Consider the following 23,490-nt stretch of genomic DNA (forward strand, 5'->3'; position numbering starts at 1 on the left):
AAAAGTGAGTACTGAAACTAAACTTTTAACCGTGAAGACAGACCTTCCTTAACCCAAGTCATCTCTTCCGACATCGAGCCACTTTCGTGCCTCCAAACATGCAGTCAGAGTGACGAGAAGCTTTCAGCTTCTAGGCAAAAGTGAGTACCAGGTGCGGAGCGTACTTTCGTACGTGAGCACTGGAACGGAACTTTTAACGACGAAGATGAACGCTTCTCGTTGCTCTGACCTAGCCTTTGACGCCGCCGTCGGTAAGATTTCCTTTGATGAAACGTTCCGACAAAGCGTACATGATAACAACAGGTAATGCTGTCACAAGAGACGCCGCCATCATACGACCCCAAATATAATCTGGTGTACTAAACAGCGTATTCAAGCCAATCGGCAACGTAAACAACTCTGAATCCGACAAGAATATCGATGCAAACAGGTAGTCATTCCAAGCTACCATAAAGCAATACACGAACACGGAAACAATCCCTGAAATCGCCAATGGCACGATAATTCGCAAAATAATCTGCATCCGATTCAAACCATCCATCATCGCCGCTTCCTCAATATCCACAGGAATCGTATCAAAATAACTAATCAGCATGAAGATCGCAGTCGGCAATGTCTGCACAACCATCGTAATAATGAGTGCCGTTCTCGTGTCATACAACCCAACACTCGAAATAATTTTAAACAACGGCACAATTAACAAAATTCCTGAAAACATGTAAACCGTATAAAAACTCGCATTAATCGTTGTTCGCGCTCGGAAACGCAATTTTGACAACGCATAAGCGCCTAAAATCCCTAAAACAACCGCAATTCCCGCTGCAACTAATGCAACAATAAAACTATTTTTAAAGTACGTTAAAAACGGGAAAATATCTGGGTTGAAAATATCTAAATAATGCTGAATCGTCCAATCCTTCGGGAAAAACGTTGGCGTCGTTGAAATCGCTTCTTTTGGACTTTTAAACGACGTCATCATCATGATTAAAAATGGAAACAGCGTGAACAATAGAAATAACACCAAGCTTACATAAAAGACAATTTTCTTCGTCCGTTTTGATTTTTTTACTACTTACCGCCATTTAAATTCACTCGCTTTCTTGTAAACATGATGACCACGAAGATGATGACAAACAGAATAACCGAAATCGCCGATGCTTTACCTAAATCGTTGAACGCAAAGGCTGTTTGATACAAGTAAACCCCAAGGATATTCACCTTGTTCGTCAGCAAGTATACATCGGTAAACATGTAGAACATCCAAATCGCACGCAACGTTATAACCGTCGCCAAAACTGGCATGATCGCTGGTAACGTCACAATTTTAAATTTGTCCCAAACGCTTGCTCCGTCCATTTCCGCAGCTTCATAAAGCGACTTATCCACTGTTTGCAGAATCGCTAAGAACGAAATGAAAGCATATGGGAAATAGCGCCAAATCGCGAATAACACGACTAAAATGAAACTCGAAACAGGATTATCAAACCATAGCGGCGCGTCCTTCCAAAGGTGCAGAATATCGCCACCAACAAAATTGATCACACCATAACTATTGTTAAACATGTATTTCCAAGCAAAAATAAGTGAAATCGACGGCGTTACATATGACAAAATAATAAGCGAGCGCGCCGTTTTCCGGAACCTGAACTCCCGGTTGAAGAAAATCGCAACCAGAAGTCCCATCCCTGTACTACCAACAACTACTAGAATTGTATAGCCAAACGTTAAAGCTAGTGACTTATAAAATTCGGCATCTGTTAAAATATCAATATAGTTTTGCAAACCGATGAACGTTGAATCCAAATTCGGATTGAGCGGTAACTCTAAAAAGCTAATTTGAATGTTTGAAATCATCGGGTACGCCACTAATACAAGTAATAAGAGGATACTAGGCGACAGCAGAGCCAGCGCCATTTTTGCATCCGAGCGTTTATATGCTTTTGTTTTCATAGTGCCTCCTTATTCTTAGTCATTAGATTCAGCTGTACTCTGCGCTTTTTCAAGTTCCGACTCGACATCCTTGCCGCCAACTGTCACGTTATTCACCATTTTCGCGATAACGCCTGAACTTGTGATATCGCCCATTTTGGTGAAGTTTTTACCGTCAACTAAGCCGAAAATCTGAATATCATCGAACGATTTCGCGATTTCCTCAGACAACGCGCCAAATGATTTCACGACTTCATTGTTTTTGTACGCTTCGTTCTCAATAACGCCTTTATTTACTGGTTGCGCTCCACCTGGAGACATTAATACCCATTTCGTTTGGTTCTCAGGTTGTGACAAGAACTCCACGAATTTTTTACCTGCATCTTTTTGTGCATCATCCAAGCCGTCCGAAAGTGCTAGCGCCGAAACCGTTCCGTATACCGCTTTTTCCTTTTCTTCTGGAATGATAAATCCAACATTGCTTGGGTCGCCATCCGTGAATACCGCCGGCAAAATGTACGTCGAATACATTGCCATTGGAGCCGTGCCATTCATGAACGCATCCTTGATTTCCGTTACATCATTCGATCCAGGCATCGTGTATTTCGATAACTCTTGATAAAATGTCAATGCTTGTTTCATTTCTTTCGTATCGATGGTAATGTTGCCCTTCGCATCTAACACATTTGCTTCATTGGAAAGCGCAAACTGAGAAAATGCTTGCTCCGCCATCGCGCCTTCAGCTGTAGGGATCGCAATACCGTATTTCTTATTCGCTTTATTCGTAAAATGCTTCGCGATTGTCAAAATATCATTCCAATTCTCCGGCTCTTCGAAATTCGCCGCAGCTAAAGCCTTCTTGTCGTACCAAATACCTTGCACCCAACCCGTAAGCGGAACGCCGATATAACTTTTGCCATCCTCAGAACGCACCAAGTTCAACGCGCCTTCATAATAACTATCCTCGCCAACCTCTTTAATCACGTCTTTAACCGCCGCTTGATCGATCAATTTATCTTTATCCATTACTTTCGCAAAATCTTGACTTACTTCCAAAACTGCCGGCAACTTACCAGAACGCGCCAACGTTACAACTTTCGTGTTAAACGCGTCTTCTTCTACTGGCACTTGCTTCACTTTAATATTCGGATTTTCCTTTTCAAATTTCGCAACTAATTCTTTAATAACGTCCAAACGTTCCTTTTCAACCGAGGAATGCATGAATTCAATCGTCACTTCTTTGTCATCCGCACTTCCTGATGAACCGCCACACGCCGCCAAAATTGCACTCAACATTAACACAACAACAAGTAAAATCGAACCTCTCTTTTTCACCTTAAAAACCTCCTATTTTTTGTTTGTTAGCCAACGAAATTCGTAAGGAGCAAGCCTAATTGGAGCGCTCCCAGAAATCGGCTGATCTTTTAAAATATCCCAGTTTGCAGCGACATCACACGATATCGACTGACCAGACAAGTTATGCAACACTAGAATACTTTCCCCTGAAGCATCCACACGCCTAATCGCAAAAATTTCTTTCCCTAAATCTACAACTTCCATCGGTACATTAGGATGGAATAAAGCTTGCGTTTTGCGAACTTGAATCATTTCTTTAATCCCTTCAAAAGTACGGTGCATCAATGTTTTCTCATCAGCAAGCCCTGCTTCAATCTCCGAAATCGGGTATTTTTTTCGGTTGATGGAGCGATTGTGCCCCGTTTCCGCGACACCCTCCAAATCATTTCGCGCGCCTAAAATACTTTGTACGTAAACTGCTGGAACACCTGGAATCGTCAGCAAAATCGAATGCGCCAACAAGAACCTTTGTAAACGCGTATCATCATTGTCCGCCAAGCGATTCAACGCATCCATATACGTCACATTAATCTCATACGGACTTTTCGTTCCATCTGGATTCTGCTTATACGAAACAAGCGCACCTTCCTTTTCCAAATCCGCCACTAGAGCTAAAATCTCCTCTTCCGGCAAAATTCCACGAATCGGATTCAAGCCAATACCATCATGCGACGCGAGGAAATTAAAGAACGTAGCATCCGTACCCGGCAACTCCAAATCACGCGCCCAGCCTGATAACGCTTGTCCATCACCAGTATGTATCGCCTGCAAAACAAGCGGCGGCAATGGAAACTGATACACCATATGCGCCTCATCCTGGCCATTTCCGAAATAAGTAATATTGTCTTTATGCGGCACGTTCGTCTCCGTAATCATCACCGTTCCAGGCGCAATTTCATCTAAAATATCACGGAACAATTTCACAATCTCATGCGTTTTTTCTAGGTGAATACAAGACGTTCCAGGCTCTTTCCACATGAAACCAACTGCATCCAACCTAATATACTCCGCGCCTTCCTCCAAATAAAACGCCAAAACATCCATCATTTTCAGCAACACATTCGGATTCCTAAAATTCAGATCAATCTGATCCGCGCTAAATGTTGTCCAAATATGCTTTTTCGTACCATCTGCCATCTCAAATTCCGTCAAAACCGGCGTCGCTCGCGGCCTAGTCACCGCTGTCAAATCCGTATCTTTCGGCAATGAAACAAAGAAATCATCATATTCCGCATCCTGATTCAAAAACCCTTGAAACCAATCACTTTTCGCCGACATATGGTTACAAACATAATCAAACATCAATCGCGTTGATTGCGTCAAATCCGCCACATTTCGCCAATCACCAAGCTTCGGATTCACCATTTTGTAATCAATCACCGAAAATCCATCATCCGAAGAATACGGATAAAACGGCAAAATATGGACAACCTCAAACATCTCGTTCAGGTATTTATCGTACATCTTCTTAAGCGTCTTCAGTGTAGGCTGATCCTTTTCCCAAAACTGATCACCATATGTAATCATTACCACATCTTCTTGATCCCAGCCTGACTTCCGTTGCTTTAACTTCTCCAATTGCGCCTCTTGTATTCGTTCCCTAATCGCTTTCTCTAGAGATATAGCGCTTTCACTTCCATATATACTTTCTAATCGTCTTAAAAGAATATCCATTCCTACCTCCTTGTATGGTACCGCTCCCACAAAAAGAGTATATTACAGAAAGCGCTTCCTGTCAATGCTATTTTTAACATAATCCGAAAAAAAAAAGTTCTCTAACACTATGTTATCAAACAATTCATTTCTCATTGGACATCTTTACCACAATTGAGTAGAATAGATAGCATACGTATATAAAAAGATGGGAACGGTCTCATCAAGATAGAAACAAGGAGGAAACAACCAAAATGGGAGCCACAATTTACGACATAGCACGTCATGCTGGAGTCTCGAAATCTACCGTTTCGCGCGTACTAAACAATCAGACAAACATTTCCGCCGACTCAAAAAAGCGCGTTCTCACAGCCATTGAAGAACTACAATATAAACCAAGCAAACTAGCCCGTGCACTGACCAATTCAGGATTCGACGCGATTATGGTCATTTCAAATCGCCCAACAAAGACCACAGTAGGAAACCCATTCTTCTCAGAAATCATCCATTCCATCTCGGCCATTGCAGAAGACCAGAACTTCGACTTAATTCTGCAAACATCTCGAAATACCGACGATGAGCTAGATAAATGCATTGCCAAAATCAAAGAAAAAATGATCAAAGGAATCATCATGCTAAGCTCGCCCGCCGACGAATCCTTTTTTGAAAAACTCGATCCATTCAACATCCCTATCGTCGTAACCGGAAAAATCGACGGTAACTACACCAACGTTTACTCCGTGGATACAGATAATTTCAAAGACTCCTACGAGCTAACAAATCTACTCATCAAAAATGGGCATAAAAACATCGCCTGCCTTCACGCACCACTGAACCATCACGTCTCCATCGACCGACTGGCTGGTTATCGTAGCTGTCTATTTGACCACAACCTAGACATTCGTCGCGACTGGATTTTAGACAGCGGGTACACTGCTGAAGATGCTTACAACGCTGCACATCAGCTACTATCACACCCAGATCGCCCCACCGCTATTTTTGCCACAGATGATTTAAAAGTACTCAGCATTTACAAAGTAGCCTCCGAACACAGTTTACAAATACCACAAGATCTCTCCATCGTTGGCTACAATGATCGCGTGGTCTCCACCTTCCTATCGCCACCACTGACAGCCATCGATATCCCCACCAAGCGATTAGGAAAAGCTGCTACCGAGTTACTTTTCAACTTAATTCACCAAAAAGGGAAATCAAGCAAAAACATGATTATCGAAACAAAACTCATTAATGGCGCATCAATAAGTCATTTAAACGCAAAATAAAAAAAACTGGAAAGCGTGCTGTCTCTGATTTCGACACATACTTTCCAGTTTTTTATGATTCATATATTGACGTAGCATCCTTGATAATAGCTGTGTAATCCGATAATCCAGATAAAATGCGATGTATTTCAATAAGCTGCCGTTCTTCATGATACACATAAAATACCGTGTACCTATCAAAGCTCCATTTACGATACGGCTTAGAAAGATACTTTCCATTATCATATGGGCTACCCATCTTAGGAAACACAGTTAAATTCAAAAATAAACTTCTCCACACTTTTACTAAAATCCTCTTCGGCTTGAGACTGATATAAGTCTTCTAACAAATAGAGCGAGATACTTTCATAATCAATGCTAGCGTGCCTAGAGAGGCGAATTTTCACACTATCACCCATACGCTTATTCCCATTCAACGGCAGATTCTGTACGCACGTGTTCCGTCAAAAAAGCTACTCGACTCTTCACTTCTTCCCAAGTGCTTGTATCTCCGGTTACGAAGTCTTGCTCTGCCTGAATTAGTTTCTCATCCACCATTTCATTCGTTAAGGCTACCCATGTCTGTTCATAAGCAAATTTTGTTGCTGTTTCGTTTACAAAGCTTTCTTCCATGCTCGCTGTCATCTTCTGCACCTCCATTTTTGATTCTTCTATTATAACACATTTCGTCTCTTTCTTAAAGATTTTCATTCACTTTGTGTCAATTTCGTTTTTTGCGCAGGCTTCACACTTTTTTACCCCATACAAAAAGATACTTTAGCCTCCAAAGTATCTTTTTATCACCTATATATTACGAACCATCACATGGACAGTATGCTCTTTTTCACCGTATGTTTGTCTTTTTTCTTCCTCCTTTTCAAAACCAAGATGAGACCAAAATCCAATCGCTTCGTTATTCTCCTCAAGAACACCGATTCGCAATGAATCTGCACTACCATCCGATGCCCAATCCTTAATAACTTGATAAAGCACTTTGCCAAACCCGCTACCACGCTCTTCGGGTATCAACATTAATAATCCAATAATCCACTGCCCTTTTCGAGGGAAATCTGCAACCACATCAATCAATCCAATCGGTTTATCCGCCTCATCAAGCACCGCCATCACAAACTTATCTAACTTCGTCTTGCCCTTTGGTATCTCCGTAATTATAGCACGCGCATTCTCCTCAGTCGCTGCCATTCCTTGCTCTATCAAGAAATAATCCTCACATTTCGCGCAAACTTCCTCTGCCAAAGCCACATCTTTCTCCGTCAAAAATTTCACATGATAATTCCGCTTCTTCTCCAAATATCTCACCATTTCCCTATTTATTTCGTAACCGCTCGCGTCTCATACTGACACATTTCTTCATACGTTTCGATACTCATCACTACCATATCTCCGTGCCCATTCTTCGTCAAAAAAATAGGTTCACTACGTTCGTGGACAATCTTGGAAATATCAGTAAAATTATTTCTCAAATCAGAAACCGGTCTAATTTCAGGCATCCTCTTGCCCTCCTCTTATCATAATATTATCATTATTATATCATAATTATGATATAAATACTAGTAAAATTTGATTTTAAGCAAAGAAAATAGCCAGTCCTAAAAACCGGCCATTCCCTACTAAATGCAATTAATACGCGCCTTCCAGAATCAAAACACTATTCCCCTCAGGATCAGCACATCGCAACTCTTTTCCTCCCCAATCCGCCAAAAACGGTGGTTGAATATCGACACCATTAAATTTCAATGTCTCATATGTCTTGTCTAAATCTACCGACCGAAAAACAAATTCGGTGGGCCCCTGTGTTGTCACATCCCCACTCGCCTTATCCCAAACAATAATCCCAGGATCATGTCTCGAAAAAGCCAATTTAGCCCCAATATAATTTCCATGTCCCTCAAACACCAGTGGCACACCCAACTGTTCCTTATAGAAACGTACAAATGCTTCTGGGTTACTGACAGCAATATTTATTCCTTCTAAACCTTCAATCATAACATTTTCTCCACCCTTCATTTCATACTATTTATTTCCCTAACAAAGCAACACAAAACTAAAACAGTTAACATTTTGTTTTCCCGCTCATAACGAGTATACTGAAATGGAGGCACAGTTTGCCGATACTTTATAGAAAATTTTAGGAGGCTATTCGACATGAGCAAGCAAATAAATAAAACCGTACTCATCATGAACTTCGAGACAGAAAGCAAGTCCTACCAAGCATTTTCAGAAATCAAAACACTCCATGCGGAAAGAAAAATTCACGGTGAGCAAATGGCGGTTGTAGAACACGACCACAATCATAAAATAAACGCCAAAGACTTCCTAGATTTCACAGGCGGCGACAAAAATATGAAAGGCAGTCTAATCGGTATGCTAGTAGGTATTTTAGGTGGCCCACTAGGCGTTCTCCTTGGCTGGATAACTGGTGCAATCATTGGTTCTTCACAAGACGCTAAAGAAATTCGCGACGCTATGAACGTTTTCGAAAAAACATTGGAAACCATTCCTGAAGACCAGACCGGCGTTATCCTTATTGCGGAAGAAGAGCACAACGAATACATCAACGAATTGGTAAACAACAAACTTGGTGGCCGCGTTGTTCGTATGGACGAAAACCTCGTTGCCCGTGAAATAAACCAAGCACAACAAGCAGAAAATGATGCTAAGAAAAGCGCTAAAAAAGGCTGGTTCAACAAAAAAAGAAAAACTAATATGAAATCCCCATCCTAGCATAGCTCGTCTATGCTAGGATTTCTATTTATACAATGAAATCAACAATTCCTCCACCTGACTCATATCCACTTGCTCAGGAAGATCCGTTTCTCTAGCCGCCCGCTCAAATTCCTTCTGTAAAATAGTAACCTGCTCAAAAATCTCCTCAAACGATATCGCCCCATTTCGAATCGCCATCAACAGTTCATGCTCTACCCGTCGCTTCGTTACAATTCCTTTCCCCTCTAAAATATCTCGCCCCGTCACCAACATTCTCACCAAATGCATCGCGTGCTTATATAGTCTCGGTAAATCTTTCGGATGTTCCGTTGTCCCGAGTTTTCCATACGTACGCATCGTCCCCTGCATCTCTCCGTATATCCCAACAAAATCCCGTAACGGATACCCTCGAAACATGGCATCCATCACCATCTCACCATTCTCTATCCTTAGTACTAATCCATCATCTCCTAAATCTGCATACTTCCCCTCAAAATGCCTCATTTGTCGCTGCAAAGTCTCCAATATATGCTTCTCCTGCACAGCTTGCGATTCCTCATTTCGAATCAATGCATTTTGCAATCGCTTCAACTGCGCATTCGCATAATTCCCAAATGTCTGCTCCACCCGCTTCGATAAAAATAAATCCGCATTATCTCGCACTATCCTACCAGCCTCTGAACAAATAACAATCTCGTCCTCATCTACACCTAGCAATTCCAACACATTCGGATTTCCCTGTGCACACAACTTAATAAATTTCTGCGCACCGAAAATAACCGTATCCGTACCCTTCTCCTCAAACTGTTCGAACCTATTTAGCCCAAACAAATACCTTTCATCCTCTATCAAAAAGCCCCGCAAATCCAAGTCACTAGTCTCTATATTCGTTCCGTAACCATGAGAACCACTGGCAACCAAGTAAGCAGTCCCTTTCAACTCCTTATTCTCCCTTAAAAAATCATACGCTGATGTTGCCACACTCGCATCATACTTCCTCATCAAATCAACTCTTCCCATCCTGATATTTCCTACTATTATATCAAAAATGCTCCCTATAAGATATTTTGCCTCCCCAATCAAAATATCTTGACTTTACCTACAAATCAGGGTATTTTAAGTATAACCAATTCCTACTTATAAAGTAAGAATTAAAAAGTAGATACCTAAGAAAAGGGGAGAAAGTATGAAAAAAAGCATTTTATTTGTCTTCACATTAGCCTTAATGTTGGTTTTAGCAGCATGTGGTGGATCTGGAAGCTCGTCTGACAGTGCAAGTGGCTCTAAAGATAATAACTCTATCATTATCGGTGTTCCTGGTGATCCCGAGGTCGTGAATCCACTTTATTCAAGTGATCGCGTCACTTTAACTATTCAACAAGCTCTTTACGCACCACTATTTTGGGAGTATGATGGCAAACCTGCTCTTGCTGACAAACTAGATGTCTCCGCTGATAACTTAACCTATACTGTCACTCTAAAAGACGACTTAAAATGGCATGATGGCAAGCCATTAACTGCTGACGACGTTGTTTTCAGTGTGAACTCGATTATTGACGAAAAACAAAACAGCCCATTCCGCGGAAGCTGGGTATTTAACAATAAACCTGTGAAAGCAGTCGCTGAAAATGCAACGACCGTAAAATTCACATTACCACAAGTTGCCCCTGCCTTTGAAAATACATTAAACACTTTCTTCCCAATTCCAAAACACATTTTTGAAGGTGTTACAGATATAGGTAAAAGTGATAAAAACAACGAACCAGTCGGATCAGGTCCATATAAATTCGTAAACTATAAATCTGGCGAATACTATTCATTAGAGAAATTCGACGATTATTTCGATGGTAAACCAAAACTAGATAAAGTAACATACCGTATCACGAAAGATCAAAATGCAGCAAATCTGGCGTTACAAAATGGTGAAATTAACTTAAAATCGATTCAACCTGCCGAGCGTAATAAAGTCGAAAAAGCAAGTGACGTCAACATTATCACATATCCAGAAAATCGTTTAAGCTATATCGCGTTCAACCAAAACGTTACATCACTTAAATCAAAAGACTTGCGCCAAGCCATTTCACTAACACTTGATCGCAAAGATTTAATTGACGCTGCTTATGGTTCTCAAGAATACGCAAAACCTGCAAGTTCTTTCTTAACCGAGAACACCAAATTCTTCACTGATAAGGTAGAAACATATAACCAAGATATAACGAAAGCCAAAGAACTTTTGGCAAAGAGTGGCTATAAATCTTCTGATAAACTCAATATTATTTATCTAAACAACAGCAAAGCGCAAGAAAGCATCGCACTCTATATTCAAGAACAGCTTAAATCTATTGGTGTTTCCTTAGAATTAAAACCAACTGACCCAACAGCGATGAACAATATCACACTTGATCGTAAAAGTGATGCCTACTCCTTAATGCTTGGAGGCTACATCATGGGTAACGATCCTGATCCATATAAAACGCTTTACATGACAGGTGAACCTTACAACTACATGAATTACAGTAATCCTGCATTAGATAAACTATGGAACGAAGGTGCTATAACAGCAGATGAAGCCAAACGTCAAACAATCTACGAGCAAATCCAAACAACCATTGCAGACGATGCTGTAGTATATCCAATTTCTTACGATAACGCCGTACTTGCGATTGACAAGAAATATCAAGGAACAAAAGAAGCAACACCACAACCTGTAACGATGTTCCGCGATTTATCTAAGCTTTATATTAAGTAAAATTCGCCTCTCGCATGCTATAATAACTTAATGTGTATAAAATGAAGCCCCAAACTGGCAGGAAGCCTCGTTTTAATTTTCCTGCCGGCGAGGGCTTTACGTTGTTTCACTATACTTTCTTGGTAAGGGGCTTTTCTTCATGATACAAACCATCTTCAAACGTGTATTACAAATTATACCGATGCTATTTATCATTTCACTTGTATCGTTTGCATTGGTTCAATTGGCGCCCGGAGATCCTATTTCTTCATTCGTTACGCCGAATATGAACCCTGATGATGTCGAGCGAATACGTCAAAGCCTCGGTCTTGATCAGCCAATTTACGTACAGTATTTCAAATGGCTCGGCAATGTGTTACAAGGAAATTTCGGCTATTCCTTGATTAATAACCAACCCGTCCTTGGTCAAATTATCGAACGCCTACCTGCAACAATTGGTCTAATGGGCACAGCGCTATTCTTTACACTCTTATTCTCCATTCCACTCGGCCTCATTGCTGCAGCGTATGAAAATACGAAATTAGATCGCGTTCTTAATGCCATTTCTTATGTTGGTATTTCAATTCCTATTTTTTGGTTTGCGATGATTTTGATTGATATATTCGCGATTCGCCTTCACTGGCTTCCAAGTCTAGGAATGCGTACTATCGGCGTTGAGTCCTTTTGGGATATCGCGAAACATGCCATTCTTCCAGTTACCGCATTAACTTTCCAAGGGTGCGCCTCGTATTATCGTTACGTGCGGTCCAACACGATTAACCAGCTCAAAGAAGAATACGTGCTATTCGGATATGCAAAAGGCCTCTCTAAGGCTCAAATTATGCGCGGGCATGTCCTGAAAAATTCATTACTCCCAGTTATTACGCTACTTGGCATGTACTTACCGCAAATTATTACGGGAGCCTTTATCACAGAGAGCGTGTTTTCTTGGCCTGGCATGGGATCGCTTGGCATCAACGCGATTTTCCAATTGGATTATCCAATGATCATGGCTATCACAATGTTCTCTGCCTTGCTGCTGATTATCGGTAACTTGCTGGCCGATGTCGCCTATACCATCATTGATCCACGCATAAGGGAGGTTAGCTAACATGATGAAAGCTGATTTGAATAAATTCACAAAACCTAAAAATGTCCAACCTCCTGAAAAAGCACAATTACCTCGAGAACGCACATTTTGGCACTTCTTATTAAGCGAAAAACGCGGACTGATCTCGATTGGAATATTGGTCTTGCTAGCATTAGCATGCGGACTAGCATTCTTATCACCATATGATCCCAATGCATTATCTATCCAAGACAAACTACTCCCACCGAGCAGCTCGCATTGGTTTGGCACAGATGATCATGGCCGCGATTACTTCACGCGCGTACTCTATGGAGGTCGTGTATCATTAACTGTTGGCTTCCTTGCTATGTTAATCGCCCTCGTTGTGGGAACAGTAGCTGGAACAATCAGTGGATTCTTCGGTGGTATTGTCGATAGCCTATTGATGCGTTTCTTAGATATATTCATGTCGATACCATCTTTCTTCTTATTGATGATTTTGAATGCTTATTTGAAGCCTGGTATCGGAAATATTATTTTGATTATCGGGTTACTCTCATGGATGGATGTTGCTCGGATTGTTCGGGCAGAAACGCTGTCGCTTAAAGAACGTGAATTTATCCTGTACTCTAAATCAAGTGGTGCTGGTGTTTGGCACATCATCGTTCGACATATCATTCCAAACGCGATGCCTTCGATTGTTGTTGCAGCCTCTCTAAATATTGCAGCTGCGATTCTAACTGAGTCAGCGCTTAGCTTCCTTGGACTCGGCGTGCAACAGCCAAACTCTTCATGGGGTAGTATGTTGAACAACGCGCAGGGCTATATTGGAGACGCTACGTATTTAGCACTCTTCCCAGGCGCCCTGATTCTACTAACTATCCTATCATTTAACGTTCTCGGCGATGTGTTCCGTAAAGGTCTGGAACCTCGAGATGTTCATAAATAATCATTATGTACAGCCCTGATGCCATGAAGCATTGGGGCTGTTTTATTTCTATCTATTTCACTTTTAACTCAATCACATCTGCGCGCATCTCGTTGACGGCTTGTTCGATGATTTTGATTTCACTAGCTAACTCACTTAGATTATCAATTGTTCTTTGGTAACGCTCTTCCCGCTCATCATTCTTACGCATCATCCATACTAGTAAGGCTACAAAAAGGATGCCAAATGTGATTTCGGTTGCGTTTGCCACTAAATTCTCTAGTCCCGTAATAATCACTTCCAAACTGTAATAGTTTTTCTTCTCCATCTCCATCATACCTCCCCGTTCAGTATGACTTTCTTACATAAAAACCAATTTCTCTTGTGAACACTCTACTTCATACGCCATTAGAAACTCTTCCAATGCGGCTTTCTTCAATCGGTAATAATGGGACTCGCTCCAACCGATACTCATGTAAACCTCGATGTTTGTGCGTTTCCTCCGCGACACGTATTTGGCTAACAGGACTTCCCGCTGGTCACTGTTCAGCTTATTGATTGCATCTGTGATCTGCTTAATTTCGATATATGCTGGTTCTTCGGAGATTTTTTTTCGTTAATCGTAATTCGTTTTCTTTCGTGCGCCTCGGCATACTTCGTTTTGGTAGACTTAGTAATAATGCGTTGTACTTGAACAATAAATGCTCGGCTTCTTTGCATTTGCTCATTCATTCTGCTCCCCCTAAGACTGCTTTATTTGGGTTAAAATAGATTCATATAGGTGTTGCCGTTCTTGGTCATCCCATGTTGCTAATTGTTGCTTGGAATAGGTTGAAAAGTAACTGATGAGGGATAATTGTGTGCGTAGATTGCTCGCTTCCTCATCGTTATTCTCTAATTTTTCTTGTTCTTTTCTCAGATTTCTGATTTTACGACATATGAAGCACTTGCGATTGCATTGGTAAAATGTGACCGCTTGTTCGTTGTGAAAATCAACCAGCCGCGAGAATAGAACATTAATTTCTCTCTGTCTTTTTTTGTTCATCTTGATCTCTCCCTTGCCCCATTTTTTAAGGAGTAATCCTACTATAAACCCCACGGAATGCGAAGTCAAGGAAAAAACGAACACTTGTTCTTAATTCGTTTTAAAGTTGGCTATATAGCTTGAATGAAGCGGTTTATTATTTTTAAATTTGGGAGTTTTTTTGAAAATTTTGTGCTATAATAAAAACATTAATGTTCGAAAACTAACATACGGATGGGGATGCTGAAATGGCTTTTGTCGAAATGGATCAGATCTATAAGCGCTATCAACTGGGCGAGAAAATAGTGACGGCAAATGATGGTATTACGTTTCAAATTGAACAGGGTGAGTTTGTTATTATTGTGGGGCCTTCTGGGGCTGGAAAATCTACTGTACTCAACATTTTGGGCGGTATGGATATGAGCGATGAGGGGCATGTTTATATTGATGGAACGGATATCGCGGCTTTTAACGCGAAGCAATTGACGGGATATCGGAGGCAGGACGTTGGTTTTGTGTTCCAATTTTATAATTTGGTGCCGAGTTTGACGGCGAAGGAAAATGTGGAACTGGCGACGCAAATTTCACCGAATGCGATGGATGCAGAGGTCGTTTTGCAGCAAGTTGGGTTGGAGGAGCGGATGGACAATTTCCCAGCACAGCTTTCAGGTGGGGAGCAGCAACGGGTTGCGATTGCTCGAGCGCTCGCGAAACAGCCGAAGTTGTTGCTTTGTGATGAACCGACCGGCGCGCTGGATTATAATACCGGAAAAGCGGTTTTGAAGTTGCTTCAGGATACGTGTCGAAATACTGGTACGACAGTGATTGTGATCACGCATAATACGGCGATTACGCCAATTGCTGACCGTATTATCGAGATTAATAACGCCAAAGTTCGTGATGTCAAAATTCAGAAAAATCCTGTTTCGATTGACAGCATTGAATGGTAAGGAGAATCCGATGAAAAAAGCATTATGGAAAGACATATGGCGAGAAATCGCAAAATCTAAAGGCAGATTTATTTCGATTTTCCTACTCATCGCACTCGGCGTAGCCTTTTTTTGTGGGCTTGAAAGCGACCGGGCCGGATATGATCAACACGACGGATAAGTATTATGACGCGCAGAATTTGATGGATTTGCAGGTGCAGTCGACATACGGTTTGAACAAGGATGATATTGCTATTTTAAATGATATTCCTGGTGTGCGAACGGTTCAGCCGGGCTATACGAGGGACGTGATGTTTCAGGATTCGCTACTCATTACGAAGGTTTTTTCCTTGCCGCAGAATAATCTGATTAATAAATATACCGTTGATAAAGGGCGGTTGCCGCGAAAGAGTGGCGAAATCGCGATTGATTCTATTGGGAGGGCGACGAGTCATTACAAAATTGGTGATAAGATTACGTTTGTAAATAGTGACGGCAGCGCTATGAAAGGGAAGTTTCACGTTACTACGTTTACGGTTGTGGGGACGGTTTCCTCGGCAGAATATATTGAAAAAGGAACTCGCGGGACTTCTACGATTGGAAATGGGCGCGCGGATATTTTTGCGGTGATTCCTGAGACAGATTTTGATGCAAAATATTACTCGACGGCGTTCATGACGTTTGATAATACGGCGAATGCGGAGGCTTATAGTGATGCGTATGACTCGGCGATTGAGCGGAATACGGCGCTCGTGAAAAAGGCGCTAAAGGGACAGCCGACTGCGCGATTGGACGCGATTCAAGCGGATGGCCAGGTGAAAATCGATGAGGGGCGTAAGAAAATCGCGGATGGCCTTGCGGAAATCGAGACGAACCAGCGGAAATTGGACGATGCGCGCGTGACGATAGACCAGGGCTGGGCGGAGTATTATGACGGAAAACGGGAGCTGGAAACGAAGCTCGCGGACGGTCAGATTGAGATTGATAAAAACGAAGCCAAACTCATGCAGGCTAAGAAAGATATCGCAGCGGCGGAGCGGAAAATCGCGGATGGTGAAACGCAGATTAGCGACGCCGAATCGCAATTAGCGGACGCGCAGTCGGAGCTTGAAGACGGGCAAATGATGCTCGACGATAGCAAAGAGCAACTCGCGATGGTTCAACGTTTATATGACGCGGTGAAGGACTATACGCTTGGTGATATTCCAGTCGCAGATTTAGATGAGGAAACACAGCAGGAGATCATTGATAATGCCAATGCGTTTGATCCCGAACTCGGCGGCTACATCCAAGATTATTTTAGCGGCACGCTTTCAGAAGACCAGCTAAACCGGCTGAAAAATGAAGCCTCAAGTCAGCTCGCGATGGCGAATAAGGAAGTCTCAGATGCGCAGCGGGAAATCAACCGAAACCGGCAGTTGCTCTCCGATAAACAACGCGAATTAGCTACGAAAAAACGGGAGTTGGATCAGGCTAAAGAGAAGTTAGCGCAAGGCAAGATGGACTACGCGAACGGGATGACTCAACTTAAAACGGGGAAACAAAAGCTCGCGGACGCCAAAGCTGATGGTTATGCAAAACTTGACGCTGCAAAAGCCAAGCTGGATGCTGCCGAAATGACATATGCGGCGAATTTAGCTAGTTTTGAAACGGAGAAAAAGAAGGCTTTAGCGGAGATAGCAACCGCGAAAAAGGACCTCCAAATTGCTCAGGAAAAACTGGATGCGCTCGATTTACCGAAGTATTTTATTAGTGATCGAACGGATAATCCTGGTTATACGGAATATAAAGATAATGCAGATCGGATTGCGTCCCTTTCCACCGCCTTTCCTGTATTCTTCTTCTTGATTGCCGCGCTCGTTTGTTTGACGACGATGACGCGGATGATTGAGGAGCAACGAACGCAGACTGGGACGTTAAAAGCGCTCGGCTATAGCAATGTTGATATTATCGCTAAATTCCTTGTATACGGCTCACTAGCAAGCTTAGCTGGGACTGTGATTGGCCTCGCGATAGGTTTTCAAGTGTTCCCGCAAATCATTTTTGTAGCTTATGGTTCACTTTATAATTTGCCAGCGCTTGATATGTCATTCTATTGGAGTTATAGTCTGATTTCGCTTGCTGTGGCGCTATTTTGTACGACGTTGACAGCTTTCGTATCGTGTCGTGCGGAATTACGAGAAAATGCGGCTTCCTTGATGCGTCCAAAAGCACCGAAAAACGGGAAGCGAATCTTGTTGGAACGCGTACCTTTCGTTTGGAAACGGATGAATTTCACGAGCAAAGTCACCGCGCGGAATATTTTCCGTTACAAGCAACGAATGCTGATGACAATCCTTGGTGTGGCGGGATGTACGGCGCTTCTACTCACAGGATTTGGCCTCAAGAATTCAATTGGAGACATCGTGCCACTACAATACGATCAAATTATGAAATACGATGCGGTAGTCGTTTTGGATAGTAATGCCACGAAAACACCGCTTCAAGACTATAACGCAATCATCGATAATACGCCAAATGTGAAAAGCACGCTCGATGTGGCTCAAAAAAATATGACGGCAGTTGAAAAAGGTGTCGCAAACCAAGGCGCTACACTGATTACGCCGAAATCACTAGACAATTTTAGCAACTACGTCGTGTTACGCGACCGAAAAACACATCAAGCCGTGTCACTAACCGATAATGGCGCAGTGCTATCGGAAAAACTCGCGAAACTATATGGCGTCAAACCCGGCGATTCCCTAACAATCAAAGACGGCGACAACAATCGCTACGAAATCAAGGTCACCGGCATTACCGAGACCTACGCGATGCATTACATCTACATGACGCCGACTTATTACGACCAAGTTTTCAAAAGCCAGCCAGAATATAACACCCAACTGTTTAAACTCAAAAATACCGATCAAAAATGGCAAGATAATTTTGCGGAAAAACTGCTCAAGAATCCCGCCGTGCTCGCCGTTACGTACACAAATACTGCGAGTAATGCGTTTGGAAACACGATGGATAGCCTCGATATCGTGATTGTCGTCCTGATTATTTCAGCGGCAGCACTCGCTTTCATCGTTCTCTACAACCTGACCAATATCAACGTTTCCGAGCGGATTCGTGAATTATCAACCATCAAGGTGCTCGGCTTCTATCCAAAAGAAGTCACGATGTACGTCTACCGTGAAAATCTGATTTTAACCATGATGGGCATCGTCGTCGGCTTCGTGCTCGGCACATTCCTGCATCGTTTCGTCACCTCCACAGCCGAGGTCGATATCTTGATGTTCAGCCCGACCATCCACGCGATGAGTTACATCTATGCAGCAATCCTAACACTACTGTTTTCAACGCTTGTCATGATCGTCATGCACATCAAATTAAAACGGGTAGACATGATTGAAGCTCTAAAATCCGTAGAATAACAAATAAGCTAACATAGGAGTTTATCCCAGTCTTCAATTATTCGTTTTTTCCAACCCACGTATATCACAAATAAATCCGATTCTCAAAAAAATACGCGTTGTCCACTGAAAAAATGGGTATGGTGTTACTAAGGGGAAACCAACGTAGAGAGGATGGGAAGTCAAAATGACAATCTATCATAGGATTTTAGTAGGTGTGGACGGCTCCAATGAAGCAGAAGAAGCTCTAAAGCGTGGCATTCAAATCGCGAAAAAAGATGGCGCAACACTCGGTATCGGCTTTGTCGCTGATGTCCGCCGAATCGCGCCACTTATCGATTACGAGCAAACATACGCCAAAAAAGCCAAAGAATACGGCAAGGGCCTCGTCGAAATTTATAAAAATGAAGCAGAACAACTCGGCGTTGAAAACGTAGAAACATTCGTCAAATTTGGAACTCCGAAGACAACTTTTGTGAAGAAAATTATCGGGAAATTTGAGCCTGATCTTGTGCTAGTCGGATCAACTGGATTAACACCAACTGAGCAATTCATCTTGGGAAGCGTCTCCGATTACATCGCTACACACGCACCTTGTGACGTTATTATTGTCCGCGGAAAAAACTGGCGAGAACGCAAAAAAATCGAATAACTGAACGAGCCAAGTAGGAGGATGGACACTCTGCTTGGCTTTATTCATGTAGGAAACCACCCGCCTAATATGCTATACTATGAGTATCAACGCCCTTACATCGTAACAAAGAAAGAAGGCCTCACCACCATGCAAAATGAAAAAACGAAAACATCACTATACTTATTACTCGTTCTGGTTATGGCGAGTTGGGGACTAAATGTGACAGCGACCAAAATTCTAGTCGCCCATTTCCCACCTATTACGATGACATCATTCCGAATATTTACAGCCGCAGTCGCCGTCTTTATTTTTCTAATTGCAACCGGCAAATTCAGACTTCCAACACGACGCGAACTCGGCTATATCTTCGCCGGAAGTCTATTCAATATCGTGCTGCACCATTACTTCCTAGCATCAGGTCTAACCATGACAACAGGAACAAATGGCGGGCTAATTTTAGGAATCGGACCCATTTTAACAGCTATTTTAGCCGTTATTTTTTTTGCGTGAAGCCATTTCTATTCCACAATTAATTGGCCTCGTATCAGGACTTCTCGGCGTATCACTCATCGTACTCACTGGTGGCCAAGGACTTTCAGGCGCTTCACTAGGGGATATCTATGTATTTATCGCGATTCTATCTCAATGTTTCAGCTTTATCATCATCAAACGCATCTCCGGTTCACTCGATCCGCGACTAATGACCGCGTACATGCTACTCATCGGCTCGATTTTACTATTCTTCACCAGCCTTATCGAAGAACCAAACGGACTTGCCCAAATGAGCGACCACTCACCATCTCTATGGCTACTTTTCCTTGCTTCAGCCTTGCTCGCGACAGCATTCGGCAACTTAATTTATAATTTCGCAGTCGGTCAAATCGGCCCATCGAAAACAGCCATTTTCATGAATCTAAATCCATTTTTCTCACTAATCGGCGCCGCTTTATTCCTAAACGAACAAGTCAGCTTGATGCAAATCCTAGGCTTCATCCTCATTATCATCGGTGTCATGCTTGGTTCCGGAGCCTTACCTGAACTCATTCGCTCTAGAAAAAGAATCCGTAAACCAAAAAAAATCATAGATGAGTGATACCTCGTAAAAGCATCCCCATCCATGATTCCAATTATTTCTCGACGTAGGAATTCTGCTCAACAATAAACCGCGGTCTTTGTTTCACCTCTGAATAAATACGACCAATATATTCTCCAACAACGCCTAGACTCATCATTTGTACCCCTCCAATAGCCCAAATCGAGAGCATCAAAGACGACCATCCAGTCGTTGCCGTACCAGATAAATGCTGAATAAATGTATAAATACCAATCACAATCGCAATGACAAACATAAGCGCGCCAAGCCCAGTCACCAAACGAATTGGAGCCACACTAAATGACGTCAGGCCATCCGCCGCAAAAGCCAGCATTTTTTTTCAAAGGATATTTAGACTCACCAGCAAATCGCTCTTTCCGATGGTAATATACCTTCTCCGATTTAAAACCAATCAACGGCACAATCCCACGCAAGAAAATATTATTCTCCGGAAACAAATTCATCTCTTGTAGCGCTAAACTTCCCAGCAACCGATAATCCGCATGATCCGGAATCAAATGAATCCCAAACTTGCCCATCATACTATAAAATAAATGTGCCGAACCACGCTTAAATCGCGTATCTGTCTTGCGCTCATCACGAATTCCGTAAACGACCTCATAACCAGCACGATATTTCTCCACAAACTCTGGAATCACACTAACATCATCCTGCAAATCAGAATCAATCGAAATAATACAATCCGAACGCCCCTCCACCGCCTGCATTCCAGCAAGTAACGCATTTTGATGTCCAAAATTACGACTCAGTTTCACACCATTAATATGATCTTGTATCTCCATCGCATTCGCAATTATATCCCACGTCTTATCATGACTTCCATCATCAACAAACAGCAAATCACTAGCCTCATGTATCACCATTTTGTCCTTCATATCCCGCAAAACTAGCCCCAACTGACTCATCGTCTCTTTCAAAACTTCCTCCTCATTGTAGCAAGGAACAATAATCGTTAATATTGGTTTATCCCGCATTCAAGTCACCCACTTTATATAAGTATATTTTCCAAGCTGACTGTTCATCCTCAAATGTTTTTTCTAAATGTAGATTATTCTCTGCCGCATTATCAATCGGCACCGCTGAGAAAATATATTCCCCGCCCATTTCTTTAAACGCCTTCGTATCAAGCTCCAAATGTTTAATATGCTTATTAGAATTCTTATCAAACAAATAATTTTTGCCTAGTTCTGCCGAGAAAATATACACCCGGTTTCCCCAACCATCATAATAATCCTTTAAAAGAGGACTCTTATCCAACTCTTTCGCAATAATTTCACGGAATTTCGCCTTATAACTCAGCGGGTACGAATTAACGTATCCATCCAACGTATAAAAACCATTCTCCTGCGAAATCGAAGGATGAATCCCGATACTCGCCACTCGATAATCCTTCTGTTGCTTCCCAATATACGATTTTATATCCTGAAACTGATCCCTCGCATAAAACTGATCAATTGAAGGTGTCCCCGCCGCACGATAAAGGATCTCCGAATTCCCGACAAATACCACACCAATCTGCAGAACCAGCCCTAAAATGGCAAACTTTTTCCACCAACCACCCTTACTTGCAAAATAAACGAGTGCAAGAGCAAATATTCCATAAAAAATGAACGGCTGTAAGAAATGGAACCGCGAAAAGTTAAACGAGCGCATAATCGAAATCTGTTCTTTAATCGGATTCCAAGCATCCCACCACCAAAACGCATACCAAACCGATAACGAAAAGTTAAGCGCCAGCAACCACAAAAATGGTTTTTGAGTTCGCCAATCTTTTTTCACTAGCATCACAATGAAAGCCAGTAAAATCACCGGCAGAATAACATACGTAGCAAGCGATTGATCATGCGTATGTCCAATCGTGAAATTCTTAAATGTAAGCCTAATCGATCCTAAAAAGCTATTATTAGGCAAATCAAAGGCACTTCTTGAATCCGGTTCATTCGATTGAAAAAACATCTGCGAAATAAAACGATAATTCACCACACAATAAATCGCTGACATGTAAGCCATACTGCCAAAAAAGCGCCAATTCCAGCCACGTTTCTTCACAATATCATACACCCAAATACATGCTACTAAAAACAACAAGAAGCAAAAACCAAGAATCAGGCTTGAATAAAACGGTAGTAACGTCAAAATTAGCCAGTTCCAAATACTTTTATTCCCTTTACGAATATTCAAGAACGCCCATAACGCAAGCGGCATCCCCAGTGTACTAAGCATTCCCGATGGCCAAAATGGCGTCAAGGCAAATGCTACTGATACGAAAAGCGTTATGTATTTTTTTGATGGATCTTTAATAATATAGTCACGCAGCCACAATCGCATACCAATAAACGCAAATACTCGCGTAATCAGCTGGCTAAAAGCAAACGCGAGCGGCGTCGGAAAGATCGCATACAACCAAACAATACCTACAAACTGCGAATCAAACGCATCTCTCGGCGCAACACCATCCAACATTTGAGGAATATTACTCCCCGTCTTCGCCAAATAATTCCCACTATCGAGCAGCACCCGATACCACGTCATATTAGAATCCAAATTATCGTGAATTCGGATATGACTGTTTCCACCAAGAATAAAGAGCGGCGCCGTGAAAATAAGTATCAGCGCGATTGCCAATAATTCTTGCTTTCTTTCTATCATCCATGTTTTCATCCAATTCCACCTCTTTTTTGCATCTGTTTTCAATTATAACAATACTTCCCGTACATCGCAAAAAAAATAAGAAAAAGTTAT

21 protein-coding genes and 4 pseudogenes are annotated in these 23,490 nt (G+C 42.1%); 10 read left to right on the forward strand and 15 right to left on the reverse strand.

Annotated features, from left to right (window positions below; all coding sequences use genetic code 11):
* Positions 1–229 precede the first annotated feature (229 nt).
* From PCORN_RS12695 to PCORN_RS12710, 4 genes and pseudogenes are all read right to left on the reverse strand, one after another.
* Positions 230–1,082, reverse strand: a pseudogene (locus PCORN_RS12695) (carbohydrate ABC transporter permease).
* On the reverse strand, positions 1,069–1,950 hold the full coding sequence (locus PCORN_RS12700; protein WP_036081248.1) for a carbohydrate ABC transporter permease: 882 nt from the start codon (positions 1,948–1,950) through the stop codon (positions 1,069–1,071). Before PCORN_RS12700 ends, PCORN_RS12695 begins: the two are co-directional and overlap by 14 nt.
* A gap of 15 nt (positions 1,951–1,965) precedes the next feature.
* Positions 1,966–3,225, reverse strand: a complete 1,260-nt coding sequence (locus PCORN_RS12705; protein ID WP_420912038.1) for an ABC transporter substrate-binding protein — start codon at positions 3,223–3,225, stop codon at positions 1,966–1,968.
* Between the two features lie 51 nt (positions 3,226–3,276).
* Entirely contained in the window at positions 3,277–4,959 is a 1,683-nt protein-coding gene (locus PCORN_RS12710; RefSeq protein WP_036081254.1) for an alpha-amylase family glycosyl hydrolase, read from the reverse strand.
* Positions 4,960–5,192: 233 nt separating this feature from the next.
* On the opposite strand from PCORN_RS12710, the gene PCORN_RS12715 reads away from it, so the two are divergent.
* Positions 5,193–6,221, forward strand: a complete 1,029-nt coding sequence (locus PCORN_RS12715; protein WP_036081261.1) for a LacI family DNA-binding transcriptional regulator — start codon at positions 5,193–5,195, stop codon at positions 6,219–6,221.
* 52 nt (positions 6,222–6,273) lie between these two features.
* Here the strand turns inward: PCORN_RS12715 and PCORN_RS18610 are convergent, their stop codons facing one another.
* From PCORN_RS18610 to PCORN_RS12735, 5 genes are all read right to left on the reverse strand, one after another.
* Positions 6,274–6,501 (reverse strand): type II toxin-antitoxin system RelE/ParE family toxin, encoded by a 228-nt coding sequence (locus PCORN_RS18610; RefSeq protein WP_277620199.1) that lies wholly within the window; start codon positions 6,499–6,501, stop codon positions 6,274–6,276.
* A gap of 122 nt (positions 6,502–6,623) precedes the next feature.
* Entirely contained in the window at positions 6,624–6,845 is a 222-nt protein-coding gene (locus PCORN_RS12720; protein ID WP_036081264.1) for a hypothetical protein, read from the reverse strand.
* 159 nt (positions 6,846–7,004) lie between these two features.
* On the reverse strand, positions 7,005–7,523 hold the full coding sequence (locus PCORN_RS12725) for a GNAT family N-acetyltransferase (RefSeq protein ID WP_036081267.1): 519 nt from the start codon (positions 7,521–7,523) through the stop codon (positions 7,005–7,007).
* A gap of 8 nt (positions 7,524–7,531) precedes the next feature.
* Positions 7,532–7,711 (reverse strand): type II toxin-antitoxin system Phd/YefM family antitoxin, encoded by a 180-nt coding sequence (locus tag PCORN_RS12730; protein ID WP_077913905.1) that lies wholly within the window; start codon positions 7,709–7,711, stop codon positions 7,532–7,534.
* Between the two features lie 130 nt (positions 7,712–7,841).
* Complete coding sequence (locus tag PCORN_RS12735; protein ID WP_036081270.1) at positions 7,842–8,207, reverse strand: VOC family protein; 366 nt, start codon at positions 8,205–8,207, stop codon at positions 7,842–7,844.
* Between the two features lie 159 nt (positions 8,208–8,366).
* Between PCORN_RS12735 and PCORN_RS12740 the strand changes: the two genes are divergently transcribed.
* Positions 8,367–8,945 (forward strand): DUF1269 domain-containing protein, encoded by a 579-nt coding sequence (locus PCORN_RS12740; RefSeq protein ID WP_036081273.1) that lies wholly within the window; start codon positions 8,367–8,369, stop codon positions 8,943–8,945.
* A 24-nt stretch (positions 8,946–8,969) separates the two neighbouring features.
* Here PCORN_RS12740 and PCORN_RS12745 read toward each other — a convergent pair whose 3' ends face one another.
* Complete coding sequence (locus tag PCORN_RS12745) at positions 8,970–9,947, reverse strand: DNA polymerase beta superfamily protein (RefSeq protein ID WP_051999457.1); 978 nt, start codon at positions 9,945–9,947, stop codon at positions 8,970–8,972.
* 166 nt (positions 9,948–10,113) lie between these two features.
* Between PCORN_RS12745 and PCORN_RS12750 the strand changes: the two genes are divergently transcribed.
* The 3 genes from PCORN_RS12750 to PCORN_RS12760 all read left to right on the forward strand — a co-directional run bounded on the left by PCORN_RS12750 (position 10,114) and on the right by PCORN_RS12760 (position 13,673).
* Entirely contained in the window at positions 10,114–11,676 is a 1,563-nt protein-coding gene (locus PCORN_RS12750; RefSeq protein ID WP_036081276.1) for an ABC transporter substrate-binding protein, read from the forward strand.
* A 139-nt stretch (positions 11,677–11,815) separates the two neighbouring features.
* The gene (locus tag PCORN_RS12755; protein WP_036081279.1) at positions 11,816–12,766 is read left to right on the forward strand and encodes an ABC transporter permease; all 951 of its coding nucleotides are present in this window, start codon (positions 11,816–11,818) and stop codon (positions 12,764–12,766) included.
* Position 12,767: 1 nt separating this feature from the next.
* On the forward strand, positions 12,768–13,673 hold the full coding sequence (locus PCORN_RS12760; protein ID WP_241433186.1) for an ABC transporter permease: 906 nt from the start codon (positions 12,768–12,770) through the stop codon (positions 13,671–13,673).
* 52 nt (positions 13,674–13,725) lie between these two features.
* Here PCORN_RS12760 and PCORN_RS12765 read toward each other — a convergent pair whose 3' ends face one another.
* The 3 genes from PCORN_RS12765 to PCORN_RS12775 form a co-directional block, all read right to left on the reverse strand.
* On the reverse strand, positions 13,726–13,980 hold the full coding sequence (locus PCORN_RS12765) for a BhlA/UviB family holin-like peptide (RefSeq protein WP_051999458.1): 255 nt from the start codon (positions 13,978–13,980) through the stop codon (positions 13,726–13,728).
* Between the two features lie 33 nt (positions 13,981–14,013).
* On the reverse strand, positions 14,014–14,259 hold the full coding sequence (locus tag PCORN_RS21370) for an ArpU family phage packaging/lysis transcriptional regulator (RefSeq protein ID WP_149024353.1): 246 nt from the start codon (positions 14,257–14,259) through the stop codon (positions 14,014–14,016).
* 135 nt (positions 14,260–14,394) lie between these two features.
* Entirely contained in the window at positions 14,395–14,697 is a 303-nt protein-coding gene (locus PCORN_RS12775) for a hypothetical protein (RefSeq protein ID WP_036081286.1), read from the reverse strand.
* A 227-nt stretch (positions 14,698–14,924) separates the two neighbouring features.
* Between PCORN_RS12775 and PCORN_RS12780 the strand changes: the two genes are divergently transcribed.
* The 5 genes and pseudogenes from PCORN_RS12780 to PCORN_RS12795 all read left to right on the forward strand — a co-directional run bounded on the left by PCORN_RS12780 (position 14,925) and on the right by PCORN_RS12795 (position 20,727).
* Positions 14,925–15,626: an ABC transporter ATP-binding protein gene (locus PCORN_RS12780; protein WP_036081289.1), complete on the forward strand. Its 702-nt coding sequence runs from the start codon at positions 14,925–14,927 to the stop codon at positions 15,624–15,626.
* Between the two features lie 10 nt (positions 15,627–15,636).
* Complete coding sequence (locus PCORN_RS21375; protein ID WP_420912037.1) at positions 15,637–15,786, forward strand: hypothetical protein; 150 nt, start codon at positions 15,637–15,639, stop codon at positions 15,784–15,786.
* Positions 15,787–16,951: 1,165 nt separating this feature from the next.
* Positions 16,952–19,021 (forward strand): annotated as a pseudogene (locus tag PCORN_RS21380) (FtsX-like permease family protein); the annotation flags it as partial.
* A 166-nt stretch (positions 19,022–19,187) separates the two neighbouring features.
* Positions 19,188–19,652 carry a universal stress protein gene (locus tag PCORN_RS12790; RefSeq protein WP_036081292.1) on the forward strand — a complete coding sequence of 155 codons (465 nt, stop codon included), beginning with the start codon at positions 19,188–19,190 and terminating at the stop codon, positions 19,650–19,652.
* Positions 19,653–19,781: 129 nt separating this feature from the next.
* Positions 19,782–20,727: pseudogene (locus PCORN_RS12795) on the forward strand (DMT family transporter).
* Between the two features lie 34 nt (positions 20,728–20,761).
* Here PCORN_RS12795 and PCORN_RS12800 read toward each other — a convergent pair.
* Together PCORN_RS12800 and PCORN_RS12805 are read right to left on the reverse strand one after the other, a co-directional pair.
* Positions 20,762–21,722: pseudogene (locus PCORN_RS12800) on the reverse strand (glycosyltransferase family 2 protein).
* The gene (locus PCORN_RS12805) at positions 21,712–23,409 is read right to left on the reverse strand and encodes a DUF6044 family protein (protein WP_051999460.1); all 1,698 of its coding nucleotides are present in this window, start codon (positions 23,407–23,409) and stop codon (positions 21,712–21,714) included. The pseudogene PCORN_RS12800 and the gene PCORN_RS12805 overlap by 11 nt, the downstream one beginning before the upstream one ends.
* Positions 23,410–23,490: the final 81 nt, after the last annotated feature.

The sequence above is a fragment of the Listeria cornellensis FSL F6-0969 genome (genome assembly GCF_000525855.1).
Taxonomy (GTDB): Bacteria; Bacillota; Bacilli; order Lactobacillales; family Listeriaceae; genus Listeria_A; species Listeria_A cornellensis.

What these genes read in the sequence shown, in the direction of transcription:
- PCORN_RS12700 (WP_036081248.1), bottom strand. Translation starts at nt 1,950, where the DNA reads ATGAAAACAAAAGCATATAAACGCTCGGATGCAAAAATGGCGCTGGCT.
- PCORN_RS12705 (WP_420912038.1), bottom strand. Translation starts at nt 3,225, where the DNA reads ATGTTGAGTGCAATTTTGGCGGCGTGTGGCGGTTCATCAGGAAGTGCG.
- PCORN_RS12710 (WP_036081254.1), bottom strand. Translation starts at nt 4,959, where the DNA reads ATGGATATTCTTTTAAGACGATTAGAAAGTATATATGGAAGTGAAAGC.
- PCORN_RS12715 (WP_036081261.1), top strand. Translation starts at nt 5,193, where the DNA reads ATGGGAGCCACAATTTACGACATAGCACGTCATGCTGGAGTCTCGAAA.
- PCORN_RS12720 (WP_036081264.1), bottom strand. Translation starts at nt 6,845, where the DNA reads ATGACAGCGAGCATGGAAGAAAGCTTTGTAAACGAAACAGCAACAAAA.
- PCORN_RS12725 (WP_036081267.1), bottom strand. Translation starts at nt 7,523, where the DNA reads ATGGTGAGATATTTGGAGAAGAAGCGGAATTATCATGTGAAATTTTTG.
- PCORN_RS12730 (WP_077913905.1), bottom strand. Translation starts at nt 7,711, where the DNA reads ATGCCTGAAATTAGACCGGTTTCTGATTTGAGAAATAATTTTACTGAT.
- PCORN_RS12735 (WP_036081270.1), bottom strand. Translation starts at nt 8,207, where the DNA reads ATGATTGAAGGTTTAGAAGGAATAAATATTGCTGTCAGTAACCCAGAA.
- PCORN_RS12740 (WP_036081273.1), top strand. Translation starts at nt 8,367, where the DNA reads ATGAGCAAGCAAATAAATAAAACCGTACTCATCATGAACTTCGAGACA.
- PCORN_RS12745 (WP_051999457.1), bottom strand. Translation starts at nt 9,947, where the DNA reads ATGGGAAGAGTTGATTTGATGAGGAAGTATGATGCGAGTGTGGCAACA.
- PCORN_RS12750 (WP_036081276.1), top strand. Translation starts at nt 10,114, where the DNA reads ATGAAAAAAAGCATTTTATTTGTCTTCACATTAGCCTTAATGTTGGTT.
- PCORN_RS12755 (WP_036081279.1), top strand. Translation starts at nt 11,816, where the DNA reads ATGATACAAACCATCTTCAAACGTGTATTACAAATTATACCGATGCTA.
- PCORN_RS12760 (WP_241433186.1), top strand. Translation starts at nt 12,768, where the DNA reads ATGATGAAAGCTGATTTGAATAAATTCACAAAACCTAAAAATGTCCAA.
- PCORN_RS12765 (WP_051999458.1), bottom strand. Translation starts at nt 13,980, where the DNA reads ATGGAGAAGAAAAACTATTACAGTTTGGAAGTGATTATTACGGGACTA.
- PCORN_RS12775 (WP_036081286.1), bottom strand. Translation starts at nt 14,697, where the DNA reads ATGAACAAAAAAAGACAGAGAGAAATTAATGTTCTATTCTCGCGGCTG.
- PCORN_RS12780 (WP_036081289.1), top strand. Translation starts at nt 14,925, where the DNA reads ATGGCTTTTGTCGAAATGGATCAGATCTATAAGCGCTATCAACTGGGC.
- PCORN_RS21375 (WP_420912037.1), top strand. Translation starts at nt 15,637, where the DNA reads ATGAAAAAAGCATTATGGAAAGACATATGGCGAGAAATCGCAAAATCT.
- PCORN_RS12790 (WP_036081292.1), top strand. Translation starts at nt 19,188, where the DNA reads ATGACAATCTATCATAGGATTTTAGTAGGTGTGGACGGCTCCAATGAA.
- PCORN_RS12805 (WP_051999460.1), bottom strand. Translation starts at nt 23,409, where the DNA reads ATGAAAACATGGATGATAGAAAGAAAGCAAGAATTATTGGCAATCGCG.